The 21,470-nt window shown below is 31.2% G+C and carries 17 protein-coding genes; 12 read left to right on the plus strand and 5 right to left on the minus strand.

The window, feature by feature from the left end; genetic code table 11:
- Positions 1-17 precede the first annotated feature (17 nt).
- Positions 18-398: a Rid family detoxifying hydrolase gene (locus tag ASC41_RS13010; RefSeq protein WP_055437090.1), complete on the minus strand. Its 381-nt coding sequence runs from the start codon at positions 396-398 to the stop codon at positions 18-20.
- Between the two features lie 74 nt (positions 399-472).
- Positions 473-3,202, minus strand: a complete 2,730-nt coding sequence (locus tag ASC41_RS13015; RefSeq protein WP_055437091.1) for a putative LPS assembly protein LptD — start codon at positions 3,200-3,202, stop codon at positions 473-475.
- A gap of 138 nt (positions 3,203-3,340) precedes the next feature.
- Here ASC41_RS13015 and ASC41_RS13020 point away from each other — a divergent pair, with 138 nt between their 5' ends.
- From ASC41_RS13020 to bshA, 11 genes are all read left to right on the plus strand, one after another.
- Positions 3,341-4,447 (plus strand): N-acetylmuramoyl-L-alanine amidase family protein, encoded by a 1,107-nt coding sequence (locus ASC41_RS13020; RefSeq protein ID WP_055437092.1) that lies wholly within the window; start codon positions 3,341-3,343, stop codon positions 4,445-4,447.
- Between the two features lie 54 nt (positions 4,448-4,501).
- Positions 4,502-5,464 (plus strand): MlaD family protein, encoded by a 963-nt coding sequence (locus ASC41_RS13025; RefSeq protein WP_055437093.1) that lies wholly within the window; start codon positions 4,502-4,504, stop codon positions 5,462-5,464.
- 18 nt (positions 5,465-5,482) lie between these two features.
- Positions 5,483-6,793, plus strand: a complete 1,311-nt coding sequence (locus ASC41_RS13030) for a 4Fe-4S dicluster domain-containing protein (RefSeq protein ID WP_055437094.1) — start codon at positions 5,483-5,485, stop codon at positions 6,791-6,793.
- A gap of 196 nt (positions 6,794-6,989) precedes the next feature.
- Positions 6,990-7,322 (plus strand): hypothetical protein, encoded by a 333-nt coding sequence (locus tag ASC41_RS13035; RefSeq protein ID WP_055437095.1) that lies wholly within the window; start codon positions 6,990-6,992, stop codon positions 7,320-7,322.
- A gap of 14 nt (positions 7,323-7,336) precedes the next feature.
- The gene (locus ASC41_RS13040; protein WP_055437096.1) at positions 7,337-8,128 is read left to right on the plus strand and encodes a (Fe-S)-binding protein; all 792 of its coding nucleotides are present in this window, start codon (positions 7,337-7,339) and stop codon (positions 8,126-8,128) included.
- Positions 8,129-8,171: 43 nt separating this feature from the next.
- Complete coding sequence (locus ASC41_RS13045; RefSeq protein ID WP_055437097.1) at positions 8,172-8,678, plus strand: PH domain-containing protein; 507 nt, start codon at positions 8,172-8,174, stop codon at positions 8,676-8,678.
- Positions 8,679-10,175 carry a PH domain-containing protein gene (locus ASC41_RS13050; protein ID WP_055437098.1) on the plus strand — a complete coding sequence of 499 codons (1,497 nt, stop codon included), beginning with the start codon at positions 8,679-8,681 and terminating at the stop codon, positions 10,173-10,175.
- Between the two features lie 34 nt (positions 10,176-10,209).
- The gene (locus tag ASC41_RS13055; RefSeq protein ID WP_055437099.1) at positions 10,210-10,695 is read left to right on the plus strand and encodes a hypothetical protein; all 486 of its coding nucleotides are present in this window, start codon (positions 10,210-10,212) and stop codon (positions 10,693-10,695) included.
- 31 nt (positions 10,696-10,726) lie between these two features.
- Positions 10,727-11,950: a phosphoserine phosphatase SerB gene (gene serB / locus ASC41_RS13060; protein WP_055437100.1), complete on the plus strand. Its 1,224-nt coding sequence runs from the start codon at positions 10,727-10,729 to the stop codon at positions 11,948-11,950.
- A gap of 173 nt (positions 11,951-12,123) precedes the next feature.
- A complete protein-coding gene (locus ASC41_RS13065) occupies positions 12,124-15,087 on the plus strand; it encodes a serine hydrolase domain-containing protein (RefSeq protein ID WP_055437406.1) in 2,964 nt (987 codons plus the stop codon).
- Positions 15,088-15,250: 163 nt separating this feature from the next.
- Positions 15,251-16,396: an N-acetyl-alpha-D-glucosaminyl L-malate synthase BshA gene (gene bshA / locus ASC41_RS13070; RefSeq protein ID WP_055437101.1), complete on the plus strand. Its 1,146-nt coding sequence runs from the start codon at positions 15,251-15,253 to the stop codon at positions 16,394-16,396.
- 73 nt (positions 16,397-16,469) lie between these two features.
- Here bshA and ASC41_RS13075 read toward each other — a convergent pair whose 3' ends face one another.
- Together ASC41_RS13075 and ASC41_RS13080 are read right to left on the minus strand one after the other, a co-directional pair.
- Positions 16,470-16,988 (minus strand): OmpH/Skp family outer membrane protein, encoded by a 519-nt coding sequence (locus tag ASC41_RS13075; protein ID WP_055437102.1) that lies wholly within the window; start codon positions 16,986-16,988, stop codon positions 16,470-16,472.
- 101 nt (positions 16,989-17,089) lie between these two features.
- Positions 17,090-17,575 (minus strand): hypothetical protein, encoded by a 486-nt coding sequence (locus ASC41_RS13080; RefSeq protein WP_055437103.1) that lies wholly within the window; start codon positions 17,573-17,575, stop codon positions 17,090-17,092.
- A gap of 115 nt (positions 17,576-17,690) precedes the next feature.
- Here ASC41_RS13080 and ASC41_RS13085 point away from each other — a divergent pair, with 115 nt between their 5' ends.
- The gene (locus ASC41_RS13085; protein WP_055437104.1) at positions 17,691-20,603 is read left to right on the plus strand and encodes an FAD-binding and (Fe-S)-binding domain-containing protein; all 2,913 of its coding nucleotides are present in this window, start codon (positions 17,691-17,693) and stop codon (positions 20,601-20,603) included.
- On the opposite strand, the gene ASC41_RS13090 is transcribed toward ASC41_RS13085, so the two are convergent.
- Complete coding sequence (locus ASC41_RS13090; RefSeq protein ID WP_055437105.1) at positions 20,604-21,455, minus strand: hypothetical protein; 852 nt, start codon at positions 21,453-21,455, stop codon at positions 20,604-20,606. It abuts the gene before it with no gap.
- Between the last annotated feature and the right edge of the window lie 15 nt (positions 21,456-21,470).

The following is a 21,470-nucleotide window of genomic DNA, read 5'->3' on the forward strand; positions in this document are numbered from 1 at the left end:
CTTTTTTATGTACGTGATTACTTTACAGCAATCATACTAATCTCTACATTAACAAACTTTGGTAAGTTTGCAACTTCAACAGTTTCTCGAGCAGGAGCAGTATCTTCGTCAAAATACTCACCATATACAGCGTTTATTGCTCCAAAATTATTCATATCACTAATAAATATAGAAGATTTAATAACGTTTTCAAAAGTCATGTCTGCTGCATCTAAAACGGCTTTCATATTTTCCATAACTTGTTTTGTTTCAGTTGTAATATCATCTAAAACTAAATCACCAGTTTCTGGATGTAAGGCAATTTGTCCAGATGTATATAAAGTGTTTCCGCTTAAAACAGCTTGATTGTATGGCCCAATAGGAGCAGGAGCTTTGGTTGTTGTTATTATTTTTTTCATAAAACAGAAAGTGTTATTTACATAAATTATTAATATACACTCATAACAAGATTATATTTCTTGTTTTAAGTATTCTATAATTGTTGATCTGGTTGAAGACGTTTTTCGTATTTTAAATCTTTTAATATACTAGATTTTATTCCTATAAAGAAATTCCAAGAACTTTGAGTACTAAATGGGATCCAACTAAAGTCCATACGCCAACTCATTAAATCTCGACCAAAACGTAATTGAGTATATGAGAATCCTTGATTTTTAAAATCGTAACCAGAAGAAGCTCCAATACTCCATTTAGGCGACAATTCTATATCACCAGAAAACATTAAAGAATGTGAAGAGATTTCATTTTGACGTTGTGAATTAGAATAGTTGACAGCGTAAGCTAAACGTAAATTCCATGGTATTGAATAGTTGTAAAGATCACTTGGTTCTTCGTCCTCTTTATCATCCTCTTCTTCTTCGTAACGCTGATCGGCAAAATCCTGAGAACGCCCAAATAAATCATCATCACGTCCACCACTGTCAAGAGTTTCGGTTCTACTTCTATCACTAGTATTAGACTTTTTATCGTTGCCTTTACTATTTAAACTATAGCCTAGAGTAAGATTAGCACTAGTTAACCTAAATAAACTTCCGCCATTACTTATATTAAACTCATCTATTTTTGTATTGTTATTATCTAATGCATAAGGATCTAAAGTAGCGCCAAAATTGACATTCATTTTATTATCAAACAATTGCGTACCACCGCTCATTTTTACAGGACTAAAACGCAAAGAATCTCCTGCAAGGTTATATGATGTAGAAAAGTTTAAATTATTTAATAATATAATTTTTTTAGGTTCTGTTTTCGTACTGTCTTTATCTCTAACTTTAGCTTCAAGATTATTACTAAGAGCCAAACCAATAGAGCTAGAATAATTTTTATTTGGAACACCAAACAAACTATTCTCAAAACGAGAAAAATCATTTTCACTTATAGAATTTCCATTAATATCTGTAACCTCATAAGTATCATAGTACTTATCGAAAGCAGGATTTACGTTATAACTTACGCTTGGTCGAATAACATGTCTTATTGCTTTTATTTTTTTGTCCTCACCTTCTTTTTCAAAATTAAACTGCCCGTAAACAGTAGTACCAATACTTGCACCAAAATTATAAGTTCTATAAGCATCAAATCCAGTAATGTCTTCTGTAACCGTTACATTATTTTCACTGTCATAGTATTTGTCAATAGTATTAAGTGTCCATGCTTCTTCAAAATTAGCATTAGCACTCACGCTAAAATAATTAAAAACCTTAAAGTTAGTGGTAACCGGAATAGTGTGTTTCATACCAATTTTGGCATCATCGAACATTTCACTTTTAAAGAAGAGAGAGTCTGTAGTTTGTATTTGATTTTCACCTCTAACACTATATTGTAGGTTTATATTTTGAATAATCCCTTTTTTTGAACCCGTTTTAGGCGCAAATGGATATACTCGACCAACACTGGCTTGCAAGGTTGGTAGTGTTAAGTTTATTTCTTCTGTTTGTGTGTTTTGAGAATGCGTAGCAGTTAAACTAATATTAACTTGTGGCTCTCCTTGAAATGTTTTAGAATATGATACAGACGAAGCTAAAGTGTTATTTAGAAAACTAGCAGTATTAATTTGGTTTTGAGATTGCTGATAATAATTACTACTACCAAGGTTTACAGAAGCTGAAAATCGCGAATTAGGATTAGACTTAGTATCTTGAGAATGAGACCAACGTAGATTATAAATTGTATTTTTTGAATAATCTGAAAAACCACGTTCGCTAGTAATTAAATTCTCATATCTAAAACCGAAACGTCCATTATATTTATATCGTGTTTTATAATTACTTTCAAAACGTAAACCATAACTACCATTGGTGTAATAATCTCCTAAAACAGCTAAATCCACATAATCACTAATTGCAAAATAATAACCACCATTTTGAATAAAATAACCTCTATCATTTTGTTCTCCAAAACTTGGGAATATAACACCAGATGTTTGTTTTTTACTTAGCGGAAAAAAGGCAAAAGGAACAATAATAGGAGTAGGGACATTATAAATAAACATTTGCGCAGAACTTGCAACAATTTTTTTATTTGGAACTAATTTAGCTTTATCAATCAGGAAATAGTACTCTGGATCTTCTTCACTTTCGGCAGTAGTAATACGCATATTCTTCAAAAAATAAACAGAATCGTTTTCTTTTTTAGAACGTTCAGACCTAATTTTCATTCCTTCCTGTTCAGTATTAGAATTAAAAATTATTGCTTTCTTGTTTTTAAAATTAAAAATCATAGAATCTGGCTCTATGAGGTTATCACCTTGTTTAAAAACAGGCCTTTGAGTATAAACACCAGCTGTATCCTTTATTCTTCCAGCATAAATTAAATTTTTACTGTAATCTATAACTATAGTCCCAGCAGTAATTTCCATGTCCGTGTAATTTACTTTCGCTTCATTATACAAATACATTTTTTGCTCTTTTCTGTTAAAAGCATGATAATCTGTAGCGCTAGAACTTACTGTTGCTTGTAAAAGAGCAGGTTTTGGTTTTATAGAGTCAGTTACAGTAGAATCTGTTTCTTTTACGGTAATTAATTCTTCAACAGGAATAACAATGGAGTCGTTAACCTTAGTAGGAGGCGTAATGCTTTCAACTTCTTTTTCTTTAGGAATTTCAATGCTTTTATCTTCACCATCAACTTGGGCAAAGCTAAAAGTGTTGATAAACACTGTAAAACTTAAGGCAAAAAGTATATGAATTCTATTTGTATGCAATGCTATTGTATGTATTTTTGCTAAAGTATGGCTCGATATTTGAATTCACAAAATTACATATATTTTTTATGATTAATTTATCATATCTATATAATTTACAAAACCATACTAAACGCTTATAAAATTTGTTATATCACTATGCAAACGAAACTAAAAACGCTTTTCTTATTAATTATAATAACATTAACAATATCGCTATCTGTAAATGCACAAAACGATACTAGTAAATTTATTGTTGTTTTAGACGCTGGACATGGAGGTAAAGATCCTGGCAAACCATCTAAAGCTGGATATAAAGAAAAAGATATTGCCTTAAAAGTAGTGCTTGCAGTAGGTAAAGAACTTGAAAAAAATAAAGACGTTAAAGTAGTTTACACGAGAAAAACGGATGTTTTTATAAATTTATTTAAAAGAGGTGAAATTGCAAATAAAGCCAATGCCGATTTATTTGTTTCTGTGCATTGTAATGCACATACCTCTCAAGCTCATGGGTCTGAGACGTATGTTTTAGGAGTGCATAGAAACAAAACAAATTTTGATGTAGCAAAAGCAGAGAACGAGGTCATATTTCTTGAAGAAGATTACAAACATAATTATAAAGGTTTCGACCCAAATTCTCCAGAATCGTTTATTGGCCTTACATTAATGCAGGAACAGTACTTAGACCAAAGCATACAGTTAGCAAGTTTAATACAGAAAAATTTCACCAATAATTTAAAACGTAAAAACAGAGGTGTTAAGCAAGCTGGTTTTATTGTTTTACATCAAACGGTTATGCCAAGCGTATTGGTAGAAACAGGTTTTATTACAAATACTTCTGAAGGCAGATACCTTAATTCTAAGAAAGGACAAACAGAATTGTCTAGTGCAATGGCAAATGCTATTGTTTCATACAAAAGAAGCGTAGAGCAAAATTTTGTAGATACAGAGTATATTATTGAAAAAGAAACTAGTATTCCTATAAAAGAAAAAATAATACCTAACACTATTTTTAAAGTGCAAATTGCTGCAGCTTCAAAAAAACTGGAGCCTAAACCATATAATTTCAAGGGATTAAAAGACATATCAAGAGATAAAGAAGGTAAATTATACAAATACTTTTATGGCTATACTTCAGATATTAATAAAATACAAAATATGCAAAAGGTTGCTAAGCAAAAAGGGTTCACTAGCGCATTTATAGTAGCCTACAGAGACGGCAAACGTATAAGTTTGCAAGAAGCCTTAAATAGTGGCACTAAATAGAGCCATTCTTAAGTTTATTTATTTTATTTTTGTTCCAAATCAAACACTTTCATTTTGAAAATTTCCAGAGAAGTCAAAACAGGTATACTAGCTATTGCAGGAATAGCTTTATTTATATTCGGTTTTAGTTATTTAAAAGGTAACAACCTTTTAGAAAGCGATATAATAGTATACGCAAAATACGATAATGTAGAAGGTTTAAAGCCTTCGGCACCTGTAACTATCAACGGTTATGCCATTGGTAAAGTTTTAGATATTTATTTCGAAGATGAAAAATCTGGTACGCTAATCGTTAAAATGAGTGTAGATACTAAGTTTAAATTCTCTAAGAATAGTAAAGCCGAATTATTCCAAAATGGTTTTATTGGTGGAAAAGAAATACAAATTCTTCCTGCTTATGATAATGCTGAAAATGCTAAAACCGATGACTACCTTCAAAGTGCCACAAAAGAAGGTATGATGGAATTAGTTAACGAGCGTTTAACACCATTACAAGAAAAAATAGAAAAGGTAATGAGCGAAACCGATACACTTTTAGTAGGTTTTAACAATATTTTCGATGCTAAGGCTCAAGCCGATTTAAAAAACAGTATTGCTGGTTTAAACGCTACAGTAGCTAGTTTTAATGCTACAGCAAAATCTTTAAATGGATTAATAGGTACTAATAAGGACAAGTTAAACAATACACTTACTAATTTTGAAGCGACTTCTGGCAACCTTACTACAATGACTAATAAATTAGCTCAAGTAGATATAGCCAAAACAGTAGAGGAATTACAAGCTACCATTAAAAAATTCGATAACTTAATGGCAAGTGTAGAAAAAGGAGAAGGTTCTATTGGAAAATTATTAAAAGACGAACAACTATACGAGAATCTTGCGGGTGCTTCAAAGCAAATGGAAGAGCTACTTGAGGATATGAAACTTAATCCTAAACGTTATGTGCATTTTTCTTTATTCGGAAAAAAGCCAAAACGTTATGATGCCGAAGGTAACGAGATAGAAGACAAAAAATAAACTAACTAACCCTAGAAAATGAATTACTTACCAAACATACTATTTGCCATTATCCTTATTGCAGGCATTGGTTTCTTTGCAAAAAACATACAAAAACTGTTTCGTAACATTAAGTTAGGAAAAGATAAAGAGATTAACGATAACAAACCGCAACGTTGGAAAAACATGGCTATGATTGCTTTAGGTCAAAGCAAAATGGTAAAACGTCCTGTCTCAGGATTTTTTCATATTATAGTTTATGTAGGTTTTGTAATTATAAACATAGAAGTATTAGAAATCATTATAGATGGTTTATTTGGAACACACCGTATAGGACATCAAATACTACCAGAATCAGTTTATGGATTCTTAATTGGAACTTTCGAAATTCTTGCAACACTAGTTTTTATAGCAGTAGTAATTTTCTGGATTCGTAGAAATGTTATAAAACTAAAGCGTTTTATGAGTGCCGAAATGAAAGGATGGCCAAAAAACGATGGAAACTTTATTCTGTATTTCGAAATGGTTTTAATGACTTTGTTCTTGGTAATGAATGCAACAGATTCATCTTTTCAAGCCGCAAATTCAGGAAACATAATAAGTCAGTTTATTTCTCCTTTATTTGGAGATAACCTAGAAACACTGCATATAATAGAAAGAGCTGCATGGTGGCTTCACATAACAGGAATATTAGTATTTTTAAATTATCTATACTATTCTAAACATTTACACATATTGTTAGCGTTTCCAAATACTTATTTTGGAAAACTAACACCAAAAGGACAGTTTCCAAATAACGATGTTGTCACCAAAGAAGTAATGCTAATGATGGATCCAGACGCGGATCCGTATGCAGCACCTGCAGAAACAGACACAGAAGAAGTTCCTGCAAAATTTGGAGCAAGTGACGTGCAGGATTTAAGTTGGTTAAACTTATTAAATGCCTATTCTTGTACAGAATGTGGACGTTGTACAAGCGAATGCCCGGCAAATTTAACAGGTAAAAAATTATCGCCTCGTAAAATAATGATGGATACCAGAGACCGTCTAGAGGAAGTAGGTAAAAATATTGACGCTAACAAAGGCGTATTTGTAGACGATGGTAAGCAATTATTAAACGATTACATAACACCTGAAGAATTATGGGCTTGTACCAGCTGTAATGCATGTGTAGAAGCTTGTCCAATAAGTATCGACCCATTAAATATTATTATGGAAATGCGTAGCTACCTAGTAATGGAAGAAAGCGCAGCACCAATGGAGCTTAACAATATGATGACTAATATTGAAAACAACGGAGCACCTTGGCCATACAACCAAATGGATAGATTAAACTGGAAAGACGAATAGTATAATTTGGGAGTTACCTAAAGGTCAGGCTTTCCGCTATATCTTTTTTAAGAAAAATAAAAAAGGTTAAGACTATCGATGGATAGGTGAATGGCATCAATCCCTATCGCAATACTTACTAATGTTATTTACTAAATTAATGGTCTGTAAGTATTAAAAAATGTAGATCACAAAAAATAATAAAAACAAGAATACTATGAGCAGCAAATATAAATACACACTAATTTTTGTGCTATTTTTATGTTGTAAAGTAGTATCTGCTCAAAGTTTTAAAAAAGATTCGTTACAAATAAAAGCCTATACAGAAATTGAATATAAGGCAGGAGAACCAATAAACATTACATTAAAAAAAGTGTTTTGCGATTACTGTTCAAAAAAGCAATTAGTATTGTTAGGCGAAGATGCCATTAGGAGAGCAGATGGTGAAAAATACGATTCAAAAAATAAGTTAGTAGACGGCAAAAAGAAATTAGCAGTCTATATTAGAATAGCAAAAACAGATTTTGCAGCAATAAAAGAAGTAGAGTAACAAAATTAAGTAACATGAGCGAACAACTAATAGTGCCAACAATGGCAGAAATGATGGCAGAAGGTAAAACACCCGATATTTTATTTTGGGTTGGTTCTGCTGGAAGTTACGATGATAGAGCAAAAAAGATAACAAAAGCATTTGTTAAAATCTTAAACAAAGCAAACGTAAACTTTGCTGTTTTGGGCACAGAAGAAAGCGCAACTGGAGATTTAGCAAAAAGATCTGGAAACGAATTCTTGTTTCAAATGCAAGCGATAATGAACATCGAAGTGTTAAACGGTTACGAAGTTAAAAAAATTGTAACCTGCGATCCGCATTCTTTTAATTGTTTAAAAAACGAATACCCAGGTTTAGGTGGTAAATACGAAGTATTACACCATACACAGTTTATAAAAGAGTTAATTAATACAAAGCAACTCGAAATTAAAGACAGTGACTATAAAGGTAAACGTATTACTTTTCACGATCCTTGTTACTTAGGAAGAGCAAACTCAGAATACGAAGCCCCAAGAGATGTTTTAAATACTTTAAATGCTACTTTATTAGAAATGAAGCGTAGTAAATCTACAGCGTTATGTTGTGGAGCAGGAGGAGCACAAATGTTTAAAGAACCAGAAAAAGGAGATAAAGACATTAACGAACTTCGTACAGAAGACGCTTTAAAAACCAATCCAGATATTATTGCAACTGGTTGTCCATATTGCATGACCATGATGTCTGACGGCGTAAAAGTTAAAGAAAAAGAAAACGAAATTAAAGTTATGGATGTTGCAGAGCTTATTGCTAGTTCTCAAAACCTGTAAAGCAATTTGATTTGTGGCTTAATTAAAAATTAGATAAATAGTTATGTTTACTAATATAGAAATAGATATAGATTCCATTCCAAAAGCGGAAACCGTTAAACTAAAGCCTATTTCTAAAAGCTATTTAAAAATACTTTTCATAAATATTTTTATTCAATATTCTATTCTATTTGGAGTTGTAATATTGGCTATAAATTTCATTAAAGAGGATTGGGTTTCTATTGTCTTTTGGTATGTAATTATCTTTTTGTTTTTTTTATTAATACTACAATTCATAATTAGTATTCTAAGTTTAAAAAAGCGTGGTTATGCATTAAGATCACACGATATTATTTATGCTAAAGGTTTATTAATAGAAAAAAGAACAACTGTTCCTTTTATTAGAATACAACATCTAGAAACGAAACAAAGTTTTATTGCTAAGAAATTTAATTTAGCATCACTTCACGTTTATACAGCAGGCGAATCTGGAGGCGATTTATCTATAAGCGGATTAACTTTAGATGAAGCCACACGTATAAACCAACTGTTAACGACCAAGATTAACTAGGTGTACGATTTTAAAAATCCATCAAGACAGTCAATTAAAGGTATCGCAGTACTTTTCGGGTTTAATAGTTATAAAATACTAAAAAGCCTTTTTATTGCTATTGCAACTTTTTCTTACTACCTAATAAAAGGAGAAAGAGTGTTTGGTTTGTCTTTAAATCAAATTATTCTAGCAGTTATAATTGTATTTTTATTCATTTTAGTACGCTCAATATTACAATACCTCAATTTTAAATTTCACATATCTGGAGACGACTTTAAACTTTCAAAAGGTATATTAAACAAAGAGGAAATAACAGTTTCTAAGTCCAAAATTCAGAATATCTATATTAAACAAAATGTACTTCAGCAAATAATAAATGTTGTACAATTAGATATTGAAACTGCTGGAGATGCTAAAGCAGAGGTCAAAATTACTGCATTAAGTAGAAATAAAGCAAAAGCTCTTAAAGAGGAATTACTCTCGAATGTAAACGTTGTTAGTCAAGAAGAAACAACTAATGAAATTAAAGACGAGCGAAAAGTATATTATAAAGCTTCTATTAAAAAACTATTGCTAGAAGGTTTCAGTCAGAATCATATTAAAAGCTTCTTAGTTATAGCAGGATTTATAGGTGGATTGTATTCTACTTACGAAGACTTTATGCAAGAATTAAAATTAGGAGATAAATTTGAAGCATTGCTTACGCAAAACAGTAATTCAGTAAGTGCGTTAATATTCATAACTTTTGGTTTTTTATTAATCACACTAATCATTTCAATACTCTTTTCTGTAATAAAAACATTCTTGCTTAATTTCGATTTACAAGTTATTGAGCATAAAAACACAATAGAAATTAAAAAAGGGTTGTTTAATAAAGTTGCAATAATTTTATCGCCGTCAAGAATTCAAAATATAGAAATTGTAAATAATAGGTTAAAGCGTTATTTTGGATTAAACACTTTGCGTATAAAGCAAGCAATGGTGGATAAGAAATTGCAAAAACATTTCTCTATTATAGCTTTAGATCAATTACAAGTTGATTATTTAGTAGAAAAACTGATGCAAAAGTTATCTATAACTTCTAAAAAAGAAAAACCAGAGACTTATTATCTACGTTTTTTATTATTAACAATGCTCGTACCACTTTTGCTTTTTAATGTCGTTGCTTTTTTTGTGTTCGAAAATCTGTTTTGGGTTATCAACTTGTTTATAGTGCCGGTTCTTCTTTTAATGATCTATTTAAAATACAAAAAAGCATATTATATCTTAAACGATAATATGTTAATAGTTGGTGATGGCTCAATTTCAACAATAACGCAATTGGTAGAAATACACAAAGTACAAGCGGTGGCGACAAAGCAAACAGTGTTTCAAAAATTAAGAAATATAATAACGGTAGAAGTGTACACGGCATCAAAAGCTACAAAGATTTTATATATAAAAGAAAATAGAGCAAATGAAATTGTTAATTTCTTATTATATCAAATTGAATCTCAACGCAAAGATTGGATGTAAAGTATTATTTTTACCTTTTAAATGAATAAAAAATATGTTAGTAGAATTTAACACACTACCAGAACACTCAAAAATCTGGATATATCAAGCAAATCGTTCTTTTTCAGAAACTGAACTAGAAGCTATAAAAGAAAAGCTTAACATCTTTATTACAAATTGGACAGCGCATGGAAGCGACTTAAATGCAGGGTACGATATTAGATACAAGCGTTTTATTATTCTTGCTGTAGATCAAGATTCTCAAGCTGCAACAGGTTGTAGTATTGACGCTTCAGTTCGTTTTATTCAAGAATTAGAAAAAGAATATGGCGTAGATTTAATGGATAAAATGAATGTATCCTACAAACAAGGTGAGTTTGTTGCTCATAAAACCTTAACCGATTTTAGAACAATGGCAAAACAAAAAGCCGTATCTAAAAATACAATCGTTTTTAATAACCTTGTCACAAATATTGCAGAGTTAAACGAAAACTGGGAAGTACCAGCAAGCGATAGTTGGCATAATAGATTCCTAAACTAAACGATTCCTTTTGTAATTTTTTTTGATATTTATGAAAAACGAAATCTTTTTACTAAACATTTCAGGTCAAGATAAACCAGGATTAACAGCTAGTTTAACGGCTGTTTTAGCTTCTTCTGGAGCAAAGATATTAGATATTGGTCAAGCCAATATACACGATACTTTATCATTAGGTATATTATTTGAAATAGAGTCTGGAGTCAATTCTTCACCAGTTTTAAAAGATTTATTGTTTAAAGCTTACGAGCTTAATATTCAAGCAAAATTCACACCAATTACATTAGAAAACTACGAAAACTGGGTATCGCTTCAAGGTAAAGATCGTTATATAATTACTATTTTAGGAGAAAGATTATCTGCAGAGCAAATTTCTATGGTTACTCAGGTTATTTCAGAAAAAAACTTAAATATAGATGCTATTAAACGTTTAACTGGTAGAACATCATTAGTTAAAAAAGACGAATACCCAAGAGCATCTATTGAGTTATCAATTCGTGGTAAAATTGAAAATAAATCGGAATTAACAGAGAAATTTATGCAAATTTCTAGACAGTTAAATGTCGATATCGCTTTTCAAGAAGATAATATTTACAGACGTAACAGGCGTTTGGTTTGTTTCGATATGGACTCTACTTTAATTCAAACAGAAGTTATTGATGAGTTAGCTGAACTAGCAGGAGTAGGAGCAGAAGTAAGAGCTATTACAGAATCTGCAATGCAAGGTGAAATTGAATTTAATGAGAGTTTTAAAAAACGAATGAAACTCTTAAAAGGATTAAAAGAAGAAGTGCTTCAAGACGTAGCTGTTAATTTACCAATTACAAAAGGTGCAAGACGCTTAATAGATACATTAAAGAGTTACGGTTTTAAAACTGCTATTTTATCTGGTGGTTTTACTTATTTCGGACATTATCTTCAAAAAGAATTAGGCATCGATTATGTATATGCTAACCAGTTAGAAATTATAGATGGAGAATTAACTGGTAATTATCTTGGCGAAATTGTAGATGGCAATAAAAAAGCCGAATACCTTCAAGAAATAGCAAATAAAGAAGGCTTGAATATTAGCCAAACCATTGCTGTTGGTGATGGTGCTAACGATTTAGCCATGTTAAATCTTGCAGGTTTAGGTATTGCTTTTCATGCTAAACCAAAGGTTAAAGACAATGCACAAAGCTCGATTTCGAGTATTGGTTTAGATGGTGTTTTATATTTATTAGGTTATCACGATAAGCATATAGATTTACTTGAGTAAGACTTATTTTAGACTATTTATTCAAAATAATATAGCTTAAAAAATATAAACATTTCACTGTTCATTATTTCTTCATAAATCTCTATTAAAATCTTTAATAAGAGTACGAAAAATAATAACTTGGCATAGTTTTTAGTTCTATAATTGTATAGCAACTCAAATTGAAAATTTTTATGCGCAAATTAATTCTATTACTTACCTTATCCCTTATATCGTTTACTATCCACGCTCAAGAAACTAGCAATCCTTTGCTAGTAAAAGATGTTGAAGGACAAAAAAAATGGGTAGATAGTGTCTATAATTCATTAACATTAAACGAGAAAATAGCACAATTATATATGGTGCAGGTTTTTAGTAGCCAAACTGAAGCTGAAAAAGCTAAGGTTCTCAATTTAATTAATAAAAATAAAATTGGAGGTGTCATCTACTCAAAAGGTGGTCCTTACAGACAAGCAAAACTTAATAACGAATTACAAGCAGCTTCTAAAATACCATTACTTATAGGTATGGATGCTGAGTGGGGATTAAGCATGCGTTTAGATTCTACATACTCCTTTCCTTGGAATATGACGCTTGGTGCTATTAAAGATAATTTTTTAATAGAACAAACAGGAAGACAATTAGGAGAGCATTGCAAACGATTAGGTGTTCATTTTAATTTTGCTCCTGTGGTGGATATTAATACAAACCCAAAGAATCCCATTATTGGAAACCGCTCTTTTGGAGAAGATAGAGATAACGTTACCGAAAAAGCAGCAGCTTTTATGAAAGGTATGCAAAGTGTAGGTGTACTAGCAAATGCTAAACATTTTCCTGGACATGGTGATACTGAAGCAGATTCTCACTTAACATTACCAACTGTAGCATTCGATGCAAAGCGTATAGATTCTGTAGAATTGTACCCTTATAAAACATTAATAAAAGAAGGCTTATCGAGTGTAATGGTTGCGCATTTAAATATTCCTAGTTTAGAGCCTAGACAAGATTATCCGTCTTCTATTTCAAAAAACATTGTAACCAACATTTTAAAAGAAAGACTAGGTTTTAAAGGACTGATTTTTACTGACGCCTTAACTATGAAAGGTGCAGCAAACTATAAATTTGAAGGTTTAGATGGCGTTAATGAAGGTTCGACAAGTACTGTTGGAAATATAGATTTAGCAGCTTTTCTTGCTGGAAATGATATAATGCTAATGTCTGAAAATCCAGAAGCTGGTATTGCAAAACTTGAAAAAGCAGTTAATAAAGGATTAATTACAGAAGAACGTTTAGCGCATTCTGTTAAAAAATTATTGCAAGCAAAATATAAAGTTGGTTTAAATAATTATAAACCTATTTATACACATAATTTAAGTAATGATTTAAACCGTTTAAGAGACGATATTTTATACGAAGAGCTAATGGAAGAGGCAGTTACCATTGCACGTGACTCTTCGGGTTTGTTACCACTACGTCACTTAGAAACTAAAAAAATCGCATATGTAGAATTAGGTAATGATAGTGGTAAACCGTTTTTAAATGCGCTTAAAAAATATGCTCAGGTTCATGAAGTAAAAGCTAATAATTTAAGTAATTTAATAGCGAAGCTTCAAAACTATAATACTGTTATTGTTGGTTTTCATAAATCTAATGCAAATCCTTGGAAATCGTATAAATTTTCAGATAAAGAGTTAACCTGGTTATACGAAATAGCTAGAACAAACACTGTAATTTTAGATGTATTTGCTAAACCTTATGCATTGTTAGATTTACAAACAGTTACGAATATTGAAAGTGTTGTTGTAAGTTATCAAAACAGTAAGATTGCTCAAGAAACCTCTGCCGAAATTATATTTGGAGCCTTACCAGCAAAAGGAACTTTACCGGTTTCTGCAGGACCATATTTTAAAGTCGGATATGGTGTGCAAACAAACTCTTTAGAGCGTTTAGGTTACAGTGTTCCAGAACGTGTTGGTTTAAGTTCTTATCGTCTAAAAAAGATAGATTCTATTGCAAACCATGCTGTAAATGCAGGTATGACACCAGGAATACAACTAATTGTAGCTAGAAAAGGAAAAGTTGTTTATAATAAAAACTTTGGAAATCACACTTATAATAAAGGTTCTCAAAAGGTGAGAGGAGATGATCTTTACGATGTTGCTTCATTAACAAAAATAGTAGCAACTTTACCATTGTTTATGGAAATGGAAGAGCAAGGTATTGTATCCTTAGATACAAAATTATCAGAAGCAATTCCGTATTACAAAAACACTAATAAAAAGAATATTACATTTAAGAAAATGCTTTCGCATTATGCTCAATTAAAACCTTGGATTCCTTTTTATTTTGCCACTTTAGATACCGTTACAAAAAAACCTTCAACTAAATATTATCGTAAATCTCCAACAGGAAAGTTTAATATTAAAGTCGCAAATAACCTATACATGCGAGAGGATTATCAAGATTCTATTCCAAAAATAATTAAAGAAACAGATCTACTTTCACGTTTGCGTTACCGTTATAGCGATTTACCATATTACATTCTTAAGCAGTACATAGAGGAACATTACAATAAGCCTTTAAACGAATTAGTTCAAGATCATTTTTATAAGTCTTTAGGTGCAAATAATACTGTTTATAATCCCTACAAAACGATTAGTAACACGCGTATTACACCAACCGAAGAAGATGATTATTATCGTTTTCAAAAAGTGCAAGGTTATGTTCATGATATGGGTGCAGCAATGCAAGATGGTGTCGGTGGACACGCTGGTGTTTTTAGTAATGCTAACGACATCACCAAAATAATGCAAATGTATTTGCAAAAAGGATATTATGGAGGTGTAAGGTATTTAAAGCCAGAAACAATAGATAAATTTAATACTTGTTATTTTTGTGAAAATAAAGTAAGAAGAGGTATCGGTTTCGATAAACCACAACTAGGAGAATCTGGGCCAACTTGTGGTTGTGTTTCTATGACAAGTTTTGGACATTCTGGATTTACAGGAACTTATACTTGGGCGGATCCAGACGAAGAATTAGTTTATGTTTTTATGGCAAATAGAACATATCCATCATCAAAAGGTAAAAACATGTTATTACGTGCAGATATTAGAACCAATATTCAAGAAGCTATTTATGAGGCTATTATAAGATAGGCATATAAAGCACATAGAGTTTTGAGTTACAAAAAGTTAAAATGATGTAAGTTTTTACTATTTTAACTACTAATCAATAAACCAAAATTAAATCTTATCTATTTTAGGTTCGAGCAATAAACTCTAAATACTTAAAATACATTAGACGTTTAAAACTAATTAAATGAAAATAGGAATTGTTTGTTATCCAACATTTGGAGGAAGTGGAGTAGTAGCTACAGAATTAGGTTTAGAGCTTTCTAAGCGTGGTCATACTATTCATTTTATAACTTATAATCAGCCCGTTCGTTTAGAACTTTTAGGTAATAATATTCATTATCACGAAGTAAATGTGCCAGAATATCCTTTGTTTCATTATCAGCCTTACGAGTTAGCTTTATCGAGTAAGTTGGTAGACATGGTGAAGCTTCATAAAATTGAGATTCTTCATGTACACTATGCGATACCACATGCTTATGCTGCATATATGGCGCAAAAAATGCTTAGAGAAGAAGACATTTATGTGCCTATTGTAACCACTTTACATGGTACAGATATTACCTTGGTTGGTAACCATCCATTTTATAAACCTGCAGTTACATTTAGTATTAACAAATCGGATGCAGTAACGGCAGTTTCACAGAGTTTAAAAGACGACACACTTCGTCTGTTTGATATTAAGCAGAATATTAGTGTCGTTACAAATTTTATAGATTTAAAGAAGTTTAAACACAGTTATACCGATTGTCAACGTGCTATGATGGCTTCAGATGATGAAAAAATAATAACCCACATTAGTAATTTTAGAGAAGTTAAACGTATTCCAGATATTATAAATATTTTTAATAACGTACAAAAGGAAGTTCCAGCAAAGTTAATGATGGTTGGAGAAGGTCCGGAACGAGAACCAGCAGAACAATTATGCCGAGAATTAGGTATTAGTGATAAAGTAGTGTTCTTTGGGAATAGTAATGAAATAGATAGAATTTTGTGTTTTAGCGATTTGTTTTTACTTCCAAGTGAAACCGAAAGTTTTGGACTATCTGCTTTAGAAGCAATGGCATCTGGAGTTCCAGTAATCTCTAGTAATACTGGTGGTATTCCTGAAGTAAATGAAGAAGGTTTTTCTGGTTATTTAAGTGATGTTGGAGATGTTGAAGCAATGAGCAAAAATGCAATTATGGTTTTAAAAGATGAAAAACTCTTGACAAAACTTAAAGAGAATGCAAAAGTTCAAGCTGAAAAATTTGATATCCATAACATAGTGCCACAATACGAAGCTATTTATGAGAACACGTTAAAGAACTGTTTGTTTACTCAAAAATTATAATTATCAGCTAGTATTATAAAATAAAAAAGGCACCTCATTTGGGTGCCTTTTTTTATATCATAATAAATTTATATTACTTCTTTGCTTTTGCAATAACAAGATCACTAATATCTGTGCTTTCTTCGGCATATACTAATACACTGTTTCCGTTTATTTGAGAATTTAATATATGAGTATAACCGTTTTCTTTTGCGACTACAGAGACTAATTCTCCAATTTTAGTATAAATAGGTTGGTAAAATGCATTCTTTTTATAATTAATTGCAGTTTGAATATCTGTATCAAAGCCTTGCATACCTTGTTGTATACGCATTAATTCTGTTTCTTTTTTCTTTTTGTCAGGTTCAACAAGAGTTGCTCCATTCTTTTTATAATCCTCTACCTTAACATTATAATCCTTAATAATAGAATCTCTAGTTTTTGTTAATTTATTCATTATTACATCTAAATCTGCTTTAGCTTTTACTGTTTCTGGCATATTATCTAAAATGTATTCAATGTCAGCATAACCAACTTTAACATTTTGTTGTCCAAAAGCAGTAAACACAAATAGATTTAATAGAATAATCGAAAGTATTGTTTTTTGTTTCATAGTATATAAGTTAATTTAAAAAGATAAAGACAATAATCTTGTCATAAAAAAACCATTTCAAATAAATGAAATGGTTTACGAAAATAATATATTTTATTGATTTAAAACTGATATCTAATACCCAAGGCAATATCGAAGTCTAAATCGTCTCTAAAATCTCCAAAACCAAGCTCTGGTCTTGCGTCTAAAGAAAGTACTAATGGGATATCGAAATTATACTCAATTCCTATATTTCCAGCAGCGAAAATAAACGTTTCACTTTCATCTTTAAGAGGAGCAGGTAAATCATAACTATAATTACCTAAACCACCACCAACACCAGCATACCAATTAAAATCCCCTTCTAATTGCCAAACCCATTGGTATAAACCTGCTAATTTAAAGCCATCATAATCATTTCCAGATCTAATACCAAGATCAACTTCTAAACGGTTGTTGGAGCCTAAAGCACGTTGGTAGGAGATTTCTCCACCAAATCCATCATTATCTCCAATTCGTAATCCAATAGCGTTTTCTGAAATTTCCTGAGCTGTTGCTGCATAGCTAAATCCAAGAATAGCTATTGCTAATAAAAGTATTTTTTTCATTTTGTTATTTTATTTTTAAGATTAATCCAATTTACAGTTTACTATCGATTTTATAAAAAATATAACGCTAATATTTAGTTAATAATTGTTCAGATATATTAAATTTGAAAGTATAATGAGCATAAAAATTAATAATTCAGTATTAGTAACGTTAGAGAAAAGCCTTGAAGGCGAATTGCATTATAGCGATTTAATGAAACGTCTTTACGCTACAGATGCTTCTGTATATAGAATGTTGCCTCTTGCGGTTGCTTTTCCTAAGTCTAATAGCGACATAAAAAAATTAGTTGTATTTGCTACTAAAAATAAAACCTCTATAATACCAAGAACAGCTGGAACTTCTTTAGCAGGACAATGCGTTGGAACAGGTATTGTAGTAGATGTTTCAAAATATTTTACAAAGATTCTAAATATTAATGAAACCAACCAAACTGTAACTGTACAGCCAGGTGTTGTTAGAGACGAACTTAATAACCATTTAAAACCTTTTGGTTTATTTTTCGGACCAAATACTTCTACATCTAACCGTTGTATGATAGGTGGTATGGTTGGAAATAATTCTTCTGGAACAACATCTATTAGATACGGTGTAACTCGAGATAAAGTTTTAGAGCTTAAAACTATTTTAAGCGATGGAAGTGAAGCTGTTTTTTCTGAATTAACGCAAGAGGCACTTCAAAACAAGACAAAATCAAATACTTTAGAAGGAAAAATATATAGTACAGTTGTTTCAGAATTATCTTCGGAAGAAACCAGAAACGAAATAATAAATAACTTTCCAAAACCAGAAATACATAGAAGAAACACCGGTTACGCAATAGACGAACTTATTAATACTACTGAAGCTTTCAACCTTTGTAAGTTATTATCTGGAAGTGAAGGTACATTAGCTTTTACTACAGAAATCACTTTAAAATTAGATAAACTTCCTGCAAGCCAAAGTATAATGATTGCGGCTCATTTTAATACAATTAACGCTTGTTTAGAAGCTGTAGAGCCAGTAATGCAACATAATTTGTTTACCTGCGAAATGATGGATAAAACCATATTGGATTGCACAAAAAACAATAAAACACAAACAGAAAACAGGCAGTTTATTCAAGGAGATCCTCAAGCTATTTTGATGTGTGAGGTAAAAGGTGAAACGCTTGAAAATGTACAAATACAAGCAAATAACCTTATTGAGACGCTTGAAAACACAGGATTAAGTTATGCTAATATTAGTTTAGTAAACAAAGAGATTGATAAGGCAAACGAGTTACGAAAAGCAGGTTTAGGTTTACTTGGTAATATTATTGGAGATAAAAAAGCGGTTGCTTGTATAGAAGACACAGCTGTTGCGCTTCCAGATTTAGCAAATTATATTTCAGAATTTACCGCTTTAATGAAAGGTCATAAACAGGGTGCTGTTTATTATGCACATGCTGGCGCTGGAGAAATTCATTTAAGACCAATACTAAACTTAAAAAAGGACGAGGATGTTATTTTATTTAGAAAAATAACAACAGATGTTGCTACTTTAGTTAAAAAATACAATGGTTCTTTTAGCGGAGAACATGGTGATGGTATTGTACGCGCAGAGTTTATAAAGTTTATGATTGGTGATAAAAACTACCAATTATTAAAACGTATAAAATCTGTTTTCGATCCTGAAAATATTTTTAATCCTGGAAAAATTGTTGAAGCTTTCCCAATGGATAAAAACTTACGCTATCAAGTTGATAGAGTAGAACCTAAAATAGAAACGTTATTAGATTTTTCTGCATCCCAAGGTATTCTTCGCGAAGCAGAAAAATGTAACGGTTCAGGAGATTGTAGAAAACTACCAGAATTTGGTGGTACTATGTGTCCTAGTTATCGCGCCACAAGAGACGAGAAAGATACTACCAGAGCAAGAGCAAACGCATTACGAGAATATTTAACTAATTCTGATAAAGCAAATAAGTTCGATCACGAGGAATTAAAACAAGTTTTCGATCTTTGTTTAAGTTGTAAAGCATGTTCTAGCGAGTGCCCAAGTAGTGTGGATGTGGCGACTTTAAAAGCGGAGTTTCAGTACCAATATCAAAAAGTAAATGGCACAAATTTAAGAACAAAATTGTTTGCATATAACAACAAATTAAATGCGATCGGTAGTAAACTGCCTAGCCTTACAAACTTTATGTTTTCTAACGGATTTACATCCTCCATACTTAAAAAAACTATAGGTGTTGCTACTGAAAGAAGCCTTCCTTTGATTTCAAGTAAAAGTTTATATAAAGAATACCAAATAATTAAAAATGAAATAATTAAAAATAAATATATTAAAACAATTTATTTATTTAATGACGAATTTACCAACTATTTAGATACTTCTATTGGAGTAGATGCAGTTACACTTTTGCAAGCATTAAATTACGAAGTAAAACTGATAAACAACAGTGAATCTGGACGTTCCTTTATGTCTAAAGGATTGCTTGATGAAGCAAAAAAAGTTGCCAATAGAAATATAGAAATTTATAAAAATGTTATTTCTGAAGAAACACCTCTTGTGGGTATCGAGCCTTCAGCTATTTTGTCTTTTAGAGGTGAATATTTAAAACTGGTAGACGATAAAGTTTCTGCTAAAGCTATAGCAAAAAACACTTTTTTAATTGAGGAATTCCTAAGTAATGAAATTGCAATTGGTAATATTAAACCCTCACAATTTACTTCCGAAGAAAAAACAATTAAATTCCATGGACATTGTCACCAAAAAGCGGAAAGTAATCAAATTCATAGTTTTAATGTTTTAAACCTACCTAAAAACTACAAAGTCACCATTATACCTAGTGGTTGTTGCGGTATGGCTGGCAGTTTTGGTTACGAAAAAGAACACTATAAAGTAAGCATGCAAATTGGAGAACAAACATTGTTTCCTGCTGTTAGAAATGCATCGCTAGAAACTACTATTGCTGCTAATGGTACAAGTTGTAGACATCAAATAAAAGACGGTACACAGCGTACTGCTTTACATCCTATTACTATTTTAAAAGAAGCGTTACTCTAATTATTCAGTAATATTATAACTTGTTAAAGACTGCGTATTCTGCACAGACATAGATGTTGGTAGTAGACTTAAATCTACGCCAGCTTGTTGTAATAAGCCTAATGTTGTAGGATTTAAAGTATAACTAGTATCTGCTTCAGCTTTAATAAGTCCTACATTTTCTGCATAAAAACTATCGATCGATAATACATCTTGCGCATCTAAAATAGATACTGTTTGAGTAAAACCAAAAGCGGTAACCGTTGTACTTACGGAAAGTTCTAAACTAATATTCGCAGAAGTCACAGTATTGTAGGTTGTGCCTTCAACCTCTAGACTTGTTAAGTTTCCTAATTGCTTACTTTTTAAAGCATAATTTATAGTAATTGGATAACCTTCAAAATCTTGAGTAAAAATTCCTGTATTTAAAGATAATTGATCGCCATTACTGGCTTGTGTATTATATAATAATGCATTTTCCAGTTCAATATCAAAATCGAAACCATCTAAAGGAAGACTAATGTTTAAGTTAGTTGCAAGCGTTGTATTTGTACGTGTTAATTCTCCTGTGGTTAATATACCGCTCATTGTTCCATTCGCAATACCGCCTTGATTGGCATTAGCAGATAGCGTAAAACCTGTAGAAGACTCGCTTTCAACAACTAATACATCTTCACTAGTTGTGACTTCGTTTGTAGTATTATCTGTGTTTATAACATCGTAACTCCAACTATCTGCAATAGTTAAAGGAAAGAAATTACCACTAAACATTAGCTGTTGTTGCGTTTCACTACCAGTAACATCATCTGAAGAACAAGAGAACAAAAAAGTAAAAGCAACTATTGATAATGTTAAATATTTAATGATTTTCATAATAAGATGATTTTT

The organism is Lacinutrix algicola (genome assembly GCF_001418085.1).
GTDB lineage: Bacteria > Bacteroidota > Bacteroidia > Flavobacteriales > Flavobacteriaceae > Lacinutrix > Lacinutrix algicola.

Coding starts and splice junctions, on each gene's coding strand:
- ASC41_RS13010 (WP_055437090.1), bottom strand. CDS start 398: ATGAAAAAAATAATAACAACAACCAAAGCTCCTGCTCCTATTGGGCCA.
- ASC41_RS13020 (WP_055437092.1), top strand. CDS start 3,341: ATGCAAACGAAACTAAAAACGCTTTTCTTATTAATTATAATAACATTA.
- ASC41_RS13030 (WP_055437094.1), top strand. CDS start 5,483: ATGAATTACTTACCAAACATACTATTTGCCATTATCCTTATTGCAGGC.
- ASC41_RS13035 (WP_055437095.1), top strand. CDS start 6,990: ATGAGCAGCAAATATAAATACACACTAATTTTTGTGCTATTTTTATGT.
- ASC41_RS13040 (WP_055437096.1), top strand. CDS start 7,337: ATGAGCGAACAACTAATAGTGCCAACAATGGCAGAAATGATGGCAGAA.
- ASC41_RS13045 (WP_055437097.1), top strand. CDS start 8,172: ATGTTTACTAATATAGAAATAGATATAGATTCCATTCCAAAAGCGGAA.
- ASC41_RS13055 (WP_055437099.1), top strand. CDS start 10,210: ATGTTAGTAGAATTTAACACACTACCAGAACACTCAAAAATCTGGATA.
- serB (WP_055437100.1), top strand. CDS start 10,727: ATGAAAAACGAAATCTTTTTACTAAACATTTCAGGTCAAGATAAACCA.
- ASC41_RS13065 (WP_055437406.1), top strand. CDS start 12,124: ATGCGCAAATTAATTCTATTACTTACCTTATCCCTTATATCGTTTACT.
- bshA (WP_055437101.1), top strand. CDS start 15,251: ATGAAAATAGGAATTGTTTGTTATCCAACATTTGGAGGAAGTGGAGTA.
- ASC41_RS13075 (WP_055437102.1), bottom strand. CDS start 16,988: ATGAAACAAAAAACAATACTTTCGATTATTCTATTAAATCTATTTGTG.
- ASC41_RS13080 (WP_055437103.1), bottom strand. CDS start 17,575: ATGAAAAAAATACTTTTATTAGCAATAGCTATTCTTGGATTTAGCTAT.
- ASC41_RS13085 (WP_055437104.1), top strand. CDS start 17,691: ATGAGCATAAAAATTAATAATTCAGTATTAGTAACGTTAGAGAAAAGC.
- ASC41_RS13090 (WP_055437105.1), bottom strand. CDS start 21,455: ATGAAAATCATTAAATATTTAACATTATCAATAGTTGCTTTTACTTTT.